Origin of the sequence: Mesorhizobium sp. WSM4983 (assembly GCF_029625765.1) — a bacterium.
Classification (GTDB): domain Bacteria; phylum Pseudomonadota; class Alphaproteobacteria; order Rhizobiales; family Rhizobiaceae; genus Mesorhizobium.
On the sequence record NZ_JARTVM010000010.1, the window covers coordinates 122,927 to 138,891 of the forward strand.

At 64.9% G+C, this 15,965-nt stretch carries 12 protein-coding genes; 11 read left to right on the plus strand and 1 reads right to left on the minus strand.

The window, feature by feature from the left end; all coding sequences use genetic code 11:
- The first annotated feature begins 109 nt into the window (after positions 1-109).
- From P9254_RS23340 to P9254_RS23375, 8 genes are all read left to right on the plus strand, one after another.
- Positions 110-802 (plus strand): GntR family transcriptional regulator, encoded by a 693-nt coding sequence (locus P9254_RS23340; RefSeq protein WP_127246462.1) that lies wholly within the window; start codon positions 110-112, stop codon positions 800-802.
- A 27-nt stretch (positions 803-829) separates the two neighbouring features.
- Positions 830-1,933: a mandelate racemase/muconate lactonizing enzyme family protein gene (locus tag P9254_RS23345; RefSeq protein WP_127246463.1), complete on the plus strand. Its 1,104-nt coding sequence runs from the start codon at positions 830-832 to the stop codon at positions 1,931-1,933.
- Between the two features lie 325 nt (positions 1,934-2,258).
- Positions 2,259-3,923, plus strand: a complete 1,665-nt coding sequence (locus tag P9254_RS23350) for an ABC transporter substrate-binding protein (protein WP_278057175.1) — start codon at positions 2,259-2,261, stop codon at positions 3,921-3,923.
- Positions 3,924-3,993: 70 nt separating this feature from the next.
- Positions 3,994-4,947, plus strand: a complete 954-nt coding sequence (locus P9254_RS23355; RefSeq protein WP_082954000.1) for an ABC transporter permease — start codon at positions 3,994-3,996, stop codon at positions 4,945-4,947.
- Positions 4,944-5,828 carry an ABC transporter permease gene (locus tag P9254_RS23360; protein ID WP_278057176.1) on the plus strand — a complete coding sequence of 295 codons (885 nt, stop codon included), beginning with the start codon at positions 4,944-4,946 and terminating at the stop codon, positions 5,826-5,828. The genes P9254_RS23355 and P9254_RS23360 overlap by 4 nt, the downstream gene beginning before the upstream one ends.
- Positions 5,821-7,842, plus strand: a complete 2,022-nt coding sequence (locus P9254_RS23365; RefSeq protein ID WP_245457125.1) for an ABC transporter ATP-binding protein — start codon at positions 5,821-5,823, stop codon at positions 7,840-7,842. Before P9254_RS23360 ends, P9254_RS23365 begins: the two co-directional genes overlap by 8 nt.
- 315 nt (positions 7,843-8,157) lie before the next feature.
- Positions 8,158-9,480 carry an NAD(P)H-dependent oxidoreductase gene (locus tag P9254_RS23370; RefSeq protein WP_278057177.1) on the plus strand — a complete coding sequence of 441 codons (1,323 nt, stop codon included), beginning with the start codon at positions 8,158-8,160 and terminating at the stop codon, positions 9,478-9,480.
- A 123-nt stretch (positions 9,481-9,603) separates the two neighbouring features.
- Entirely contained in the window at positions 9,604-11,091 is a 1,488-nt protein-coding gene (locus P9254_RS23375) for a xylulokinase (protein ID WP_278057178.1), read from the plus strand.
- 1 nt (position 11,092) lies between these two features.
- On the opposite strand, the gene P9254_RS23380 is transcribed toward P9254_RS23375, so the two are convergent.
- Positions 11,093-12,055: a sugar-binding transcriptional regulator gene (locus P9254_RS23380; RefSeq protein WP_066988921.1), complete on the minus strand. Its 963-nt coding sequence runs from the start codon at positions 12,053-12,055 to the stop codon at positions 11,093-11,095.
- 239 nt (positions 12,056-12,294) lie between these two features.
- Between P9254_RS23380 and P9254_RS23385 the strand changes: the two genes are divergently transcribed.
- The 3 genes from P9254_RS23385 to P9254_RS23395 all read left to right on the plus strand — a co-directional run bounded on the left by P9254_RS23385 (position 12,295) and on the right by P9254_RS23395 (position 15,869).
- A complete protein-coding gene (locus tag P9254_RS23385) occupies positions 12,295-13,281 on the plus strand; it encodes an ABC transporter permease (RefSeq protein ID WP_278086951.1) in 987 nt (328 codons plus the stop codon).
- Positions 13,282-13,394: 113 nt separating this feature from the next.
- Positions 13,395-14,333 (plus strand): sugar ABC transporter substrate-binding protein, encoded by a 939-nt coding sequence (locus P9254_RS23390; RefSeq protein ID WP_127246469.1) that lies wholly within the window; start codon positions 13,395-13,397, stop codon positions 14,331-14,333.
- A 27-nt stretch (positions 14,334-14,360) separates the two neighbouring features.
- Positions 14,361-15,869 carry a sugar ABC transporter ATP-binding protein gene (locus P9254_RS23395; RefSeq protein WP_278057180.1) on the plus strand — a complete coding sequence of 503 codons (1,509 nt, stop codon included), beginning with the start codon at positions 14,361-14,363 and terminating at the stop codon, positions 15,867-15,869.
- The last annotated feature ends 96 nt before the right edge of the window (positions 15,870-15,965 follow it).

Genomic DNA, 15,965 nt, shown 5'->3' on the forward strand with positions numbered 1-15,965 from the left:
CGCCGTTTTGTTTGCGCGCCTGCCATCCGCGAAAAAAACGATAGCCACCCTCTTGTTGGATTGTCGACAATCTGCTTGTCTTGCAGTCGGTTCATCCGGAGTGGCCCACATGTCAAAGCTGGATTTCAGTCCGATCGCGGATACGACGCGCAGGGCCGAGATCGTCGCGCTGCTCAGGCGCGCCATTCTGACCGGCCAGCTGGAGCCTGGGCAGAAGCTCAACGAACTCCGCATTTCCGAGCAGATGCGGGTAAGCCGCGCGCCGCTGCGCGAGGCGATGCGCGAGCTGGTGCAGGAAGGTATCCTGACCAGCATTCCCTATGCCGGAACCTTCGTCGTCGACGTCAGCGCCAAGGACATCGTCGACGCCTATTCCCTCAACAAGGTGCTCGACGACTTCGCCATCGAGCTCGCCTGGCCGCAGCGCGACCAGCGTTTCTTCGACGAGCTCGACCGCCGCCATGAAGCGGTGAAGCAGGCGACCCGGGCGCTCGACACCACGCGCCAGATCGAGACGGCGCTGCAGCTGCACGGGCTGGTCTATGAGTGGGCCGACAATTCGGTGCTGCTCGAAACCTGGCAGCGGCTGACCAGCCGGCTGCAAATGTATTTCGCCCTGCACCAGCGTGCGCGGAACGAGCCGGTGCCGGCCGAGGACCTGCACGAAACCTATGTGGCGCTGCTCAAGGGCACGGACATGCGCGCCGCCCAGCGCCATGCCCGCGAGCATATCGACAACGATTTCGAAGCGCTTCTTGCCTATGCGCGCAGCCTCGAAAAGCGCGCATCGAAGGGCGCCTGACAAACCCGCGGACAAACGGATACAAACGTGAAGATCAAGAGCATAAAAGCCTACCATGTCGTGCAGCCCTTCGTGGACGGGCCCTACCGCATGTCCAAGGGCCGGGTCGCCGACTGTTTCGATGCGGTGATCGTCGCCATCACTTCCGACACAGGCGTGACCGGCTGGGGCGAGATGGCGCCACTCGGCAATTTCTACTCGGCCGCGTTTCCGGCGGGAACGCGCGCGGGCGTGCCGGAGATCGCGCCGCATCTCATCGGCCATGACCCGCGCGGGCTGGCCGGCATCGGCAGGTTGATGGACACGGTGTTCAAGGGCCATCCCTACGTCAAAGCCGCGCTTGACATGGCTTGCTGGGATCTCGCCGCCCGTGCGGCCGACGTGCCGTTGGTAGCGATGCTCGGCGGCCGCGAGAGCGAGACGGCGGAACTTTACCGGGTCGTGACCCACGGCACGGTCGACCAGATGGCGGCACTTGCCAAGCGCATCGTTGCCGAAGGCTACCATCGGCTGCAGGTCAAGGTCGGCGGCAATGTCCGTGACGACATCGAGCGCGTGAGCGCCGTCGCATCAGCCGTGCCGAAGGGCACGGTGATCTTCTGCGACGCCAATGCCGGCTGGACGCCCTACCAGGCGCGCCAGTTCACCGATGCCACGCGCGGCATCGACTACACATTCGAACAGCCCTGCACGACGATCGAGGAGAACATGTCGGTGCGCCGCATGCTCGACAAGCCGATGGTGCTCGACGAATCCGTCACATCGCTGGGTGAGATGCTGGAAATCCATCGCCTAGGCGCAGCCGATGGGCTGACGCTGAAGATCTCGCGCCTCGGCGGCGTGACGCAGACGCGGCTGATCCGCGACGTCGCCGTCGATCTCGGTTTCATGATCACCGTCGAAGACACCGGCGGCGCGGAGATCGACACCGCCGCGATGGCGCATCTGTCGCTGTCGACGCCGGAAGAGCGCCGTCTGCATGCGATCGCCTTCCACGAATGGGTGACAGTGCGCACCGCCTCCAACAAGCCGCCGGTCGCGGGCAGCCGCATGGGCATTCCCGACGGCCCCGGACTCGGCATCGACGTGGTGCCGGACCTGCTCGGCAAGCCCTTCTTCGAGATCGGCTGAGATGAAGATCGGGAGCAGCGCGGCAACGCCGATCGCGCTAGCAGGCTTTTCGCTGACCTGAACTGGGAGATCGCCAAAAGGAAAGGAGACCGGCAAACCGAATCGAGGCGGCCACGATTTCGATCGGGGGCTGCACGCCGGAGCTAGGCATGCATCAAGAAAATCTGACCTTTCCGCTTCAAGGAGCGGATGGACCAGACCAAACTGCATGTTACAGTTCGTTCGACTGAATTCTTGACGATGGCCGGGACCGGAGAACTCCACGGAACGTCGTCAACCGGAATGCACTCGCCAACCACAAGAACTGGGGAAAGGGTTTAGACCCATGAGCAAGAACTACCGCGTCCTCGATCTCATCCGGCGCAACCGCACGCCGCTTGAAAATCACCTCATCGACGGCCTCATCGACGGCCGCGTCAGCCGCCGCGATTTCGTGCGCCACGGCAGCCTGCTCGGCCTGTCGCTGCCGCTTCTCGGCCGCATCGGCATGGCCGCCGGCTTCGGCGCCGCGCCCTCGCTTGCCCGCGCCCAGGGCGCGCCGGGCGCCACCATCCGCGTCGGCAGCAGCGTGCCGGCCGCCGCGATCGACCCGGTCACCATCGCCGACGCCGGCGGCCTGCTCGTCATGCAGCAGGTCGCCGAATTCCTCTGCGTCGACGGCCCCGATCTGGTGCTCAAGCCGGCACTGGCCGAAAGCTGGAAGCCGAATGCCGATGGCTCGGTGTGGACGTTCACGCTGCGCAAGGGCGTCAAGTTCCACTCAGGCGGCGAGATGAAGGCCGAGGACGTGGTGGCCAGCATCGACCGGCTTGCCGATCCCGCCAACTCCTCCAACGCGCTGTCGGTGTTCAGCGGCATCCTCTCGAAGGGCGCCAGCAAGAAGGTCGACGAGTACACGGTGGAATTCCATCTCGACGCGCCGAACGGCAACTTCCCCTATATGCTGTCGTCCGACAACTACAACGCCGTCATCATCCCGGCGAGCTACAAGGGCGATTACGAAAAGAGCTTCGACGGCACCGGGCCGTTCAAGCTGGAGAAGTACACGCCCAAAGTCGGCGCCTCCTTCGTTCGCAATGAGAACTACTGGGGCGAAAAGGCCCTGCCGGAGCGCACCGAATTCACCTTCTTCACCGATATCCAGCCTCAGATCCTGGCGCTGCAGGGCGGCCAGATCGACATCATCAATCAGATGCCGGTGCTGGCGGGCGTCGCCGTCCTCAACGATCCGAACGTGAACGTCATCAGCCTGAAATCGTCGGCGCATCAGCAACTGCATCTGCGCTGCGACGACGGTCCGATGAAGGACCCGCGGGTACGCCGCGCCATCGCGCTCAGCATCGATCGCAAGAAGTTGGTCGCCGGCCTGATGAAAGGGCGCGCCCAGGAGGGCAATGACAGCCCGTTCGCCGGGGTCTATCCGTCGACGGACACCAGCGTGCCGCAGCGCGAGCAGGACATCGCGCAGGCCAAGCAGCTGATGGAGGCGGCCGGCGCCGGCAAGGGGTTCAAAATAACGCTGACCACCGAGCGCTATCTGGAAATCCCCGAGTACGCGCAGCTGATCCAGAACTGGGTCAAGGAGATCGGCATCGAGCTCGAGCTCAACATCCTCGACCAGAGCGCCTATTACGGCGATGCGGTGTTCGGCAAATCGAACTGGCTGGATTCGGTGATGGGCATCACCGACTACGGCCACCGCGGCGTGCCGAACGTCTATCTCGCCGCGCCATTGAAGAGCGAGGGCACCTGGAATGCCGCGCATTTCAAGAACAAGGACTATGACCAGCTGGCGACCAGCTATATCGCGGCCCTCGACCTCGAGGCGCAGAAGGCTGCAGCCGGCAAGATCCAGAAGCTGCTGCTCGAGGAAACGCCGGTGATCTTCGGCTATTTCTACGACTATCTGACGGCGACGGCGAAAGGCGTGGCGGGCGTGCAGCCCACCGCGATGTCGCAGCTGTTCCTCGAAAAGGCTTCGAAAGCCTGACGCGAGGGAGCAAGCTTATCCCTGACAGCCGGCTCTCGACGGAGAGCCGGCTCCAATAGGAGTATTCGTCATCCTCGGCTTCCTCATCCGGCGCCTGGCTCTGTCGCTCGTGACGCTGTTCCTGCTCAGCGTCATGGTGTTCCTGGGCGGCCAGGTGCTGCCCGGCAATGTCGGGCGCGCGATATTGGGGCCGTTTGCCGACCAGCGCGCCGTCGACGCGCTCAATCACTCGCTCGGCGTCGACCGGCCGCTGCTCGTCCAGTACGGAAGCTGGATCTGGAACTTCCTTCATGGCGATATGGGCACGTCCTACATTTTCCGCGCGCCGGTAGCGCCCTTCGTCATCGACGCTTTGGGCAATTCGATGAAGCTGGCGCTCGTCGCCTTCGTGCTGGTGGTGCCGATCGGCATCCTCGGCGGTGTCATCGCCGCGCTCAACCTCAACCGGCCGCTCGACCGCATCATCAGCCTCGGCGGACTGTCTGTGACGGTGCTGCCCGAGTTCGTCACCGGCATCATCCTGATCCTGATCTTCGGCGTCTGGCTGCGCTGGCTGCCCATCGCGGCGGCTTGGCCGAAGGGTGCCGGCGTCTTCACCCAGCTCTATTATCTCATCCTGCCGTCGCTGCCGCTGTTTCTGGTGCTGTTCGGCTATATCGCTCGCATGGCGCGGTCGGGGATGATCGAGGCGCTCGATTCCGACTATACGCGCACCGCGGTGCTTAAAGGTCTGCCGTGGCGCACGGTGATCTGGCGGCATGTGCTGCGCAACGCGCTATTGCCGACCATCACCGTCATCGCAACCCAGACCGGCTACCTCATCGGCGGCCTTGTCGTGATCGAGACGCTGTTCCGCTACCAAGGCATCGGCTCGCTGATCTTCACCGCCGCGCGCGGCAAGGATTTTCCGATGCTCGAGGCCGGCATCCTCACCATCGGCATCGTCTATGCGGTGGCCACATTGATCGCCGATTTCCTCTATTCGGTGCTCAATCCGCGCATCCGGCTGGGAGCGGAGCAATGAGCGCGACAGACACACCCGCTAACCTGCCAACGCCGGACGCCGCGACACAGCGCAGCCCCTGGGGCGAGGTGCTGCATTCGCTCTTGCAATCGGGAACCTTCCTCACCGGGCTCGGCATCGTCCTGTTCTGGATCGTCTGCGCGCTGTTCGGCGAGCATTTCGTCCCCTACGATCCGCTTGCCGACGACATCATCAACGCGCTGGCGCCACCGTCGGCCGAGCACTGGTTCGGCACCGACCAGATCGGCCGCGATGTCTTCTCGCGGGTCATCGTCGGCTCGCGCGATATCCTGACGGTGGCACCTTTGGCCACGATTCTGGCGACCATTGCCGGCACCGCGCTCGGGCTCGTCATCGGCTATTTCCGCGGCATCGTCGACGATATCGTCAGCCGTATCCTCGAAGCCTTCATGGCGATCCCGGTGGTGATCATCGCACTGCTCGCCATCGTCGCGCTCGGCACCTCCAAGATCACCGTGATCGTCGTCATCGGCTTGAGCTTCGCACCGATCATCGCCCGCACGGTGCGCTCGGCGGTGCTGGCCGAACGCGAGCTTGATTATGTCGCGGCGGCAAAACTTCGCCACGAAGGCGCGCTGCACACGATGTTCGTCGAGATCCTGCCCAACGTGATCCCGCCGATCCTGGTCGAGACGACGGTGCGTCTGGGCTATGCGATCTTCGCCGTCGCCACGCTTTCCTTCATGGGCTTCGGCATCCAGCCGCCCTCGCCCGACTGGGGACTCTCGATCTCCAGCAATTACGGCATGATCGGCGGCGGGTTCTGGTGGACGGTGCTGTTCGACGCGCTGGCGATCGCCTCGCTGGTGATCGGGGTCAACCTGGTGGCCGACGGCGTCCATGGAGCGTTCAATGACTGACAGGAACGCGCTCGAGCTCAACGATCTCTCGGTCGCCTATCGCGTCGGGCGCCGCAACCGGGCGGTGCTGCGCAATGTCAGCTTCAAGATCGGCCGCGGCGAGGCCTATGGGCTGGTCGGCGAATCCGGCTGCGGAAAGTCCACCGCGGCGCTGTCCGTGGTCCGCTACCTGCCGCGCAACGGCTCGATCACCGGCGGCTCGATCGCGCTCGACGGCCGGGATGTGATGAAGCTCGATGCCGAGGCGCTCAGACGCGCCCGTGCGGAAAGCGTCTCCATGGTCTATCAGGATCCCGGCAAGGCGCTGAATCCATCACTGCGCATCGGCCGCCAGCTCACCGAGATCTTCGAGCTTGCCGGCATGTCGGGACAGGCGGCGAGCGACAAGGCGATCGCGATGCTCAATCTTGTGCGCATCTCGGATCCGGCCAGTGTCATGCAGCGCTACCCTCACCAGCTTTCCGGCGGCATGCAGCAGCGCGTGGCGATCGCCATGGCCTTGGCCAACGACCCCTCGATGCTGATCCTCGACGAGCCGACGACGGGTCTCGACGCGACGGTCGAAGCCGAAGTGCTCGACCTCATCGCGCAACTGCGCCGCGAGCTTTCGGCCTCAATCCTGTTCATCAGCCACAACCTCGCCGTGGTCTCCAACATGTGCGACCGGGTCGGCGTGCTCTATGCCGGCATGCTGGTCGAGGAAGGCTCGACGAAGGACGTCTTCAACGATCCGCGCCATCCCTACACGGTCGCTTTGCTGCGCTGCCTGCCGCGCGGCGGCCAGCGCAAGGACCAGGGCCGGCTCGACACGATCCCCGGCTTCCTGCCCGGCATCGGCGCCACGATCGTCGGCTGTGCCTTCGCCGACCGCTGCGCGCTGGCGACCGAGCGCTGCCGCACCGAGCCGCCGCCGCTCTATGAGCTTGGAGGCGGCCGGCTGTCGCGCTGCCACTATCACGACAAGGCGCAGTCGCTGCCGCGCGCGACACCCGCCGAGATTGCCGCCGTCGCGCCGAAGCACGCACCGCCCGTGCTGCAGGTCGAGGGGCTGAACAAGACCTATGCCAGCCATGGTCGTGCATTGAGGGCGGTGAAGGACGTTTCAGTCAGCCTCCGGCCCGGCGAGACGCTCGGGTTGGTCGGCGAGTCCGGCAGCGGCAAGACCACCTTCGCGAGGCTGCTGCTCGGCCTCGTGCCGCCGGACGAGGGCGGCAGCATCGAACTGGAGGGCAAGCAGTTGGCGCCGCGGCTTGCCAGCCGCTCGGAGGACCAGGTCAAGGCGGTGCAGATCGTCTTCCAGAATCCGGATTCGGCGCTCAACCGTTCGCATTCGATCCGGCATATCCTCAGCCGCGCTTTGAAGCGGTTGGGCGGGCTCACCGGCAAGTCGCTGGAAGCGCGCCTCGAAGAGCTCGTCCGCTCGGTGCGGCTCACCGACCGGCATCTCGCCGTCAAGCCGCGGCAGCTTTCGGGCGGTCTGAAGCAGCGCGTGGCGATCGCCCGCGCCTTCGCCGGCGATCCGCGCATCGTCGTCTGCGACGAGCCGACCTCGGCGCTCGACGTGTCGGTGCAGGCGGCGATCCTCAACCTCTTGGCCGACCTGCAGTCGAAGCAGGATGTGAGCTACATTTTCATCTCGCACGACCTCGGCGTGGTGCGCTATCTGTCCGACAAGATCGCGGTGCTCTATCTCGGCCGCATCATGGAGTTCGGACCGTCGGAAGCGGTGTTTTCCGGCCCGCATCACCCTTACACGGAAGCTCTGTTGTCGGCCGTTCCGAAACTCGACCGGACGGAAAGCTCGCGCATCCGCCTCGACGGCGAAATCCCTAGCGCGGCCAACCCACCCACGGGTTGCGTTTTCCACACGAGATGCCCGCGCAAGATCGGCGCGATCTGCGAGACGCAGGAGCCGGAACTTTCCGAGGCAGAGCCCGGGCACACAATTCGATGCCATATTCCTTTCGCGGAGTTGGCAAGACTGCAGAAGCCGAAGGCCGTGGAGCCGGCGTGATAGCCGCCAGAAAGCGGCCGCGCCTGCTGGATTCGCTGCGCGCGATGGTTGGCGCAGGGCGGCAAGCGCGCTGACACCATCGCGCTAGTCGACGTCCAGGCAAACCTCGTTTCGAACCGCCGCGTAGGGTCCATCGCGCCTTCCCTCTATCCTGCCGGACATTTCTGCCGCCGCCCCGCATTGTCTCGGAGTCTCGTTTGGGGCTCATTCCTGAGACAACCGCCGAAATGTCGGTTGAAATATTTTTCAAACGGTCATAGGAATGTTCAAACAATGATCGCGGCGCGGGCGGCGCCAAGGACCGGAGGAAGCGACATGTCCCATCCGCAATTCGCAGCGGAACTCCTGCAGCGCGCTGAGAAACAAGGACCGATCACCATCGGTCTCGCCGGCGCCGGACAGATGGGAACGGATATCGTCGTTCAGGTCGCACTTATGCCCGGCATGCGCATCGGCGCCATTTCGGAGGTTAGGCCGCAGGCGGCGATCGATGCGGCGCTGCTTGCCGGCCATGACCGTTCCAACATTGTAGAGGCGCCCAATGCCCCGGCCATCGATCGCGCCATCGAGGCCGGAAAGATCGCGATCACCGAGGACCTGCATGCGCTCGCCGCCGCCGGCCGCATCGACGTGATCATCGACGCAACCGGAAATCCCAACATCGGCACGCTGTTCGCGCTCGAGGTGATGAAGAACGGCAAGCATATCGTCATGCTCAATGTCGAGGCCGACATCACCATCGGCCGGTTCCTGAAGGAAGAGGCGCGCAAGGCCGGCGTCGTCTACACAGGTGCGGCCGGCGACGAGCCTGCCTGCACGCTGGAGATCATCGGCTTCGCCAAAAGCCTCGGCTTCAATATCGTTGCCGCCGGCAAGGGCAAGAACAATCCGCTGAAGTTCGACGCCGTGCCGGCCGACTACGAGAAGGAGGCGGCCGAGCGCAACATGAATGCGCGCATGCTGGTCGAGTTCGTCGACGGCTCGAAGACGGCAATCGAGATGGTGGCAATCGCCAACGCGACGGGACTGGTGCCCGACGTGCCGGGCATGCACGGCCCTACCGCGACGCTAGAAGAACTAGCTAGCGTGCTCTGCCCGCGCGAGGATGGCGGCGTGCTTCATCGCAAGGGCGTTGTCGACTATTCGATCGGCAAGGGCGTCGCGCCCGGCGTGTTCTGCATCATCGAAACCAAGCATCCGCGCGTGCTGGAGCGCATGATCGACCTCAAGGTCGGCAAGGGCCCCTATTTCACGATCTTCCGCCCTTATCACCTCACCAGCCTGGAAGTGCCGCTGTCGGCGGCGCGCGCCGTGGTCTACAAGCGCGCCGACATGGAACCGCTCGATCATCCGGTGGCCGAGGCGGTGGCGGTGGCCAAGACCAGTCTCGGCACCGGCCAGTCGCTCGGCATGATCGGCGAGAACGACTACCGCGGCTTCGCCATGACTTGGGATGACGCGCGAGCCAAGGGCGCGCTGCCGCTCGGGCTTGCTGAACGTGCCAAGGTGGTGAAGCCGGTCAAGGCCGGCGACTTCCTGACCTATGAAAACTGTGTACCCGACGATTCGATGGTGATAACCGAGATCCGCCGTCGTCTCGACCAGTCGGACGGACGGTTCGTAACCAACGCGGCCTAAAGCGCGTCGCGCGGAAACGGATCCAGGCGACGCGCTTTAGGTCCTTGTTTTTATGCATCTCGTTTTCGCAAAACCGCTGCACACTTTTGCGCGACATGCTCTAACCCTCCGGATCCCAGCCTGATGGGCGATGTGGTAATCGGGATCGACGCCTCGACGACCGCCGTGAAGGCGATTGCTTTCGCGCGCGACGGCTCGGAGCTTTTCCAGGCACGCGAGACCTATCCGCTTTCCAACCCGGCGCCCGGCCATTTCGAGCAGGACGCCGAGCATTGGTGGGCGGCGCTGCTGTCGGCGCTGCAACAAGTCGCCAAGGCGATCGATGCCTCACGCGTGAAAGCCATCGCAATCGCGCACCAGCGCGAGAGCTTCACGCTGATCGACAACGCCGGCAAGCCGCTCATTCCCGCCATATTGTGGCTCGACGAACGCGCCCGCCGCCAGGTGGCGCGGCTTTCGGAAGAACTCGGCCGCGAGGCGATCCGCGACTGGAGCGGCAAGCCGCCGGACCCGACGCCGGCGCTCTACGCTTTGGCCTGGCTGGTGGAGCACCGGCCGCAGGCGCTGGCGGAAGCGGCCTCGGTGGTCGACGTGCACGCGTTCTTCGTCCACCGGCTCACCGGGCGACTCGTCACCAGCACGGCGAGCGCCGATCCGCTCGGTCTGCTGGACATCGCGCATGGCGTCTGGCACCCGAGGCTGGTCGAGGCGGCGGGGCTGCGGCCGGAGCAACTGCCGGAGCTCGCAGCCCCTGGGGAGGTCTGCGGCACGTTGTCGGAAAGCGTCGCGGCGGCGATCGGCCTGAAGGCCGGCGCGCCGGTTATTGCGGGCGCCGGAGACGGCCAGGCGATGGGGCTAGGCATGGGAGTCTACGGGCCCGGCAAAAGCTATCTGTCGTTGGGCTCAGGCGTCGTCAGCGGAAATTATTCCGGCACCGTCACGACGTCGGATGCATTCCGCACGCTGGTTTCGCCGACCTGCTCCGGCTTCATGCTGGAGACGGTGCTGCGTTCCGGCATGCAGTTGGTCGACTGGATCGTGCGCACCACCGGCGCGCCTTCGGCCGCGGTGCTGGAGAGAGCTGCGAAGGAAGTCGCGCCAGGCAGCGACGGATTGCTCGTCATGCCCTATTGGGCTGGCGTCATGAGCCCTTACTGGGACGGCTCGGCGCGCGGCGCTATCGTCGGCCTGTCGCTCGATCACGAGCCAAAGCATCTCTTCCGCGCGGTGCTGGAGGGCATAGCGCTGGAGCAGGCGATCGCCACCGAGGCGATGGAGGAACAGACCGGCAAGGCCGACACGATGATCGCGGCCGGCGGCGGCACCAATTGCGCACTGCTGATGGAAATCATGGCGAGCGTGCTCGAGCGCCCGCTCTTCGTCTCGCCGGTCAACGAAGCAGCGGCGCTGGGAGCCGCCATGCTCGCGGCCTCGGCAATCGGCTGGTTCGCGTCACCGGAAGAAGCGGCAAAGGCGATGGCGGCACGGCCGGCACGCCAGGTCGATCCTGTCGAGGCGCTTGTTCCGACCTACCGCGCACGCAAAGAAGTCTATCGTGATCTCTATCACGCGACACGCGATATCCACACGCGGCTCGGCGCGATTACCTGAACTACCGGCTAAGCAGCCCCTTGGCCGCGTCTTCGTCGGTGATCAGCACCGAGACCTTCGTATTCGCAAGTGCGGCGCGCATGACGGCGATCTTCTCCCGCCCGCCCGACACCAGGATGGTGGTCGGAATGTCAGACAGATCCTGCAGCGGGTAGGCGCAGACGCGGCGGTTGACCTCATGGTCAACGATGCGACCCTCGGCATCGATGAAGTGGCAGAGGATATCGCCGACCGCGCCCGCCGCCTGCAATTCCTCCAATTCGCTGGGCTTGATGAAACCGTAATTGGCGATCGGGCTGTCGTTGGAAAAGGAGCCGACGCTGAGCACGGCGATGTTGGCGCGCCGCGCCCTAAAGACCACATCCTGGACGCTGCGCTGGCTCATGAAGGCATCGCGCTGCTCCGGCCTGTCGGCATAGACGGGCACGGGCAGCAGATAGCATTCGGCGCCGATCTTCTCGGCGAATTCCCAGGCGCTCTCGGTCGGATTGAGCGGCTGCGCATGGGTGAGGCCGCCAAGCATCGAGACCACGGTGGTCCTGGCGATCGGCCGCCTGGGCAATTCGTTGATGGCGAATTTCAGCGTCCTGCCCCAACCCAGTGCGATAACGTCGCCCGGATTGACGTTGTCGGCGAGATAGGCGGCGGCGGCATGGCCGATCATCAGTGGCGCGTTGCTCCGGTCGGCGGCCGACGGCACGACCACCGCCTGGCTGAGGCCGAAGCGCTGCTTCAGGCTTTCCTCCAGCTGCACGCATTCGACGACGCTGTCGCGAATGCGGAACTGGACCACGCCCTCCTCGCGCGCGGCCGACAGAATCCGGTGCACCTTGATACGGCCGACGCCGAGGATCTCCGAGATCCGCTCCTGCGTCAGCCCTTCGACATAATAGTGCCAGGCGGCTCGGGCCTTGAGCTCGGCATCCGGAAAACGCGAGACCTTGTCGTTCTCGATCACCGCCATGCTTTATGCCTCCGTATGCGCTCGACTTCCCTATGGCAAACTGTCGGTTCACGCAAACTGCCGCCGAATGGCTGCGCGGCACTTGACAATTTTCTGATGAACGTTTTAGCTGAACAAAATTGCAGATCAAAGATAAATTGTTCACAAGGGAGGATGCCTGGTGAACAAGAGCGGAAGGCAAGGCACGCCTAACCGCTGACGGAGGAGACCAAGTGGCCGTGAGCAACGAGACGAGCGAGTTGAAGGCTGGCACCGGCGCCGCGCAGGCCGCTTCCGGTGCGAAGCTTTCGGCGTTGTTTGCCGGAACGATGGGACCGCTGATCGGGCTGGTGCTGCTGTGCCTGGCGCTGGCGCTGACCACCGACACCTTCCTGACGGTACGCAATATCCTCAACGTGCTCGACCAGGTGACCGTCCTCGGCATCATGGCGATCGGCATGACGCTGGTCATCCTGATCGGCGGCATCGACCTTTCCGTCGGCTCGGTGCTGGCGCTGGCCTCGATGGTGATGGGCTATGTCGCCTATCCCGACTATCTCAATCTCGGCATCCCGGCGGGCATCGCCGCGGCGCTCGTCGTCGCCGCCCTCTGCGGCCTGGTGTCGGGCCTGCTGGTGACGGTGACGAAACTGCCGCCCTTCATCGCGACGCTTGCCATGATGTCGGTGGCGCGCGGCCTCGCCAACATGATCACCGACGGCTCGCAGATCGTCGGCTTTCCCGACTGGTTCACCAACCTCTCGATCGTGCGCCACTTCGGCTTCCTGTCGGTCACCGTCGGGCTGATGATCGTGCTGGCGATCGTCTTCGCGATCTTCCTCAATTACCGCGCCACCGGCCGCAGCCTCTACGCGATCGGCGGCAGCGCCGAGGTTGCCCGCCTCTCCGGCATTCCGGTGAAGTCGCTGACCAACTGGGTCTACGCAATCTGCGCACTGCTGGCGGGACTGGCCGGCATCGTGCTCGCGGCCCGGCTCGATTCCGTGCAGCCGAGTTCGGGCGTCGGCTACGAGCTCGACACGATCGCCGCGGTGGTGATCGGCGGCGCCAGCCTTTCCGGCGGCATCGGCTCGATCGGCGGCACGGCGATCGGCGTTCTCATCATCGGCGTGCTGCGCAACGGCCTCAACCTGCTCGGCGTGTCACCCTTCATCCAGCAGGTGGTGATCGGCGTGGTGATCGCGCTGGCGGTTGCCACCGATACCTGGCGGCGGCGCCGCCAATAGGAATTCGCCCGGATGTCCGGGCGGAACGGATCGGTCGATCCGAGACTGGGACTGTCCGGCCGAGGGCGCCGCGATGCGCAGGCGGACAGATCGAACACCAACGGAGGAAAAACATGCTGACCAAACGTTCACTGCTGCTTGCGGCCGCGGCCATCGTCCCGCTGCTCGGCCTGTCCGATGCCGCCTCGGCCAAGGACGCCAAGAAGCTCGGCCTCGCCGTCGCCAATCTGCAGGCGGACTTCTTCAACCAGATCAAGCAGTCGGTCGAAGCCTATGCCAAGGAGAAGGGCATCGAGGTCATCACCGTCGACGCCAAGGGCGATTCGGCCACGCAGGTCAGCCAGGTGCAGGACCTCGTCACCCAGAACATCGACGCGCTGATCTATATCCCGGCCGGCGCCACCGCCGCAACGGTGCCGACCAAGACCGCGAAGGCCGCCGGCATCCCGGTGGTCAATGTCGACCGCAACGCCGACGGCGCGCCCGGCGACACCTTCATCGCCACTGACAGCGTCAACTCGGCCAAGGGCGTGTGCGACTACATCGCCAAGCAGGCCGGCGGCAAGGGCGAGATGGTGATCATTCATGGCCAGAAGGGCACGACGCCGGAAGTCGACCGCTCCAAGGGCTGCGGCGAGGCGCTCAAGGCCTACCCGGATATCAAGGTGGTCGGCGAGCTCTGGAGCGATCAGTGGCACCAGGACGAAGGCTTCAAGCTGGCGCAAGACCTGCTGCAGGCCCATCCGAACGTCTCGATCATCTTCGGCCAGGCCGACGCGCTGGCTCTGGGCGCCGCGCAGGCGGTCAAGGTCGCCAACCCCGACCACAAGGTGTGGATCGCCGGCTTCGACGGCGACGTTGCGGCGCTCAAGGCGCTGAAGGAGGGCGTGTTCGACGTCACTGCGACGCAGCAGACGCAAGGTATGGGCCGGCTCGCCGTCGACTCGGCGATCAAGATCGTGGCGGGCGAAAAGCTGCCGGCCGAGCAACTGCAGGACGCGACGCTGACTACCAAGGACAATGTCTCGCAATTCATCGAGAAGCATCCGTAAGGCGGCAACCGTTGAGAGAGCGCCACGATGTCCACTGAACCTCGCCATAGCGAAGGCCCGCATAACGGGCTCTTCGTCAACGGCCTCTGCAAGAGCTACGGACCGGTGCAGGTCCTGGCCGATGCGAGCTTCGAGGTGCGGCCGGGCGAGGTCGTGGCGCTGCTCGGCGAGAACGGTGCCGGGAAGTCGACGGTGTCCAACATCATCGCCGGTTCGACCAAGCCTGATGCCGGCACCATCATCTGGCGGGGGAAGCCCTATTCCCCCGCCAATCCCGCCGCGGCCATCGAGGCCGGCGTCGGCATGATCCATCAGGAATTGAAGCTGCTGCCGGACCTATCAGTGGCGGAGAATGTCTATGTCGGGCGGCTGCCGATGCGGGGCGGCCGCATCGACCGGGCAACCATGAACGCGAAGGCCTCGGCGCAATTGAAGCGCCTCGGCCTCGACGTCTCGCCCGAGCGCAAGGTGCGCACGCTGCGCGTCGCGGCACAGCAGCAGGTGGAGATCGCCAAGGCGCTGACGCTGAATGCCGAGCTTCTGATCCTCGACGAACCGACCGCCGCGCTCGGCGGCGAGGAGACGGAGCTGCTGTTCAAGCAAATCCGCAAGCTCAAGGCCGAAGGCATGTCCTTCATCTATATCAGCCATCGGCTGGACGAGATCGCTCAGATCGCCGACCGCGTGGTGGTGATGCGCGACGGCCGCATCGTCGCCCGGCACGAGCGCGCCGACATCCCCGTGCGCACGGTCGTCGAGCAGATGGTCGGACGCAGCGTCGAACGCATGTTCCCGAAGCTGTCGGCGCCGGGTACCGAGACAGTGCTCGAAGTCGAGAACCTGTCCTCGCCGGAGCGCAGCTTCAACAATGTTTCCTTTTCGGTGAAAGCGGGCGAAATCCTGGGCATCGCCGGGCTGATCGGCGCCGGCCGCACCGAGCTGGTCAGGGCGATCGCCGGCGCCGATCCGATCTCGTGCGGCGCGGTGCGGGTCGCGGGCCAGCCTGTTCATCTCAGCGGCCCGGCGGCGGCGATCAGGGCCGGCGTCGTGCTGGTGCCGGAGGACCGCAAGGAACAGGGCGTCGTATTGGAGCAGACGATCGGCGAGAACCTCGCCATCGGCAATTTCGATCATGTCGCACCGAAGGGCTGGGTGTTTCCCAAAGCGGTTCAGAGGTTCGCCGAGGCCGGCATTTCGAGGCTCGGCGTCAAGGGTCGGCCGAACCAGGCAGTCTCAAAACTTTCCGGCGGCAACCAGCAGAAGGTGATCATCGCCAAATGGGTGTCGCGGCCGCCCAAGGTGTCCATCCTCGATGAGCCGACGCGCGGCATCGACGTTGGCGCCCGCGCGGCGATCTACGATGTCATCGCCGACCTTGCCCGCTCGGGCATGGCCGTGGTGGTGGTCAGCTCGGATCTCGAGGAGGTGCTGGGGCTTTCGCACCGGGTTCTGGTGCTGAGCCGCGGCCGCCAGCGCGGCATCCTCGATCGCGACGAAGCAAGCAATGTCGCCGTGATGGAACTCGCCACGAGCTGAGGGCACGGCAGATGGGAATAAAGCGCAGCAGGTGATAGCCTCCCAAGCACCGGACCGCGCGGGGCGCCAGCAGGGCTGGCGCCCCTTCTTTCAGGG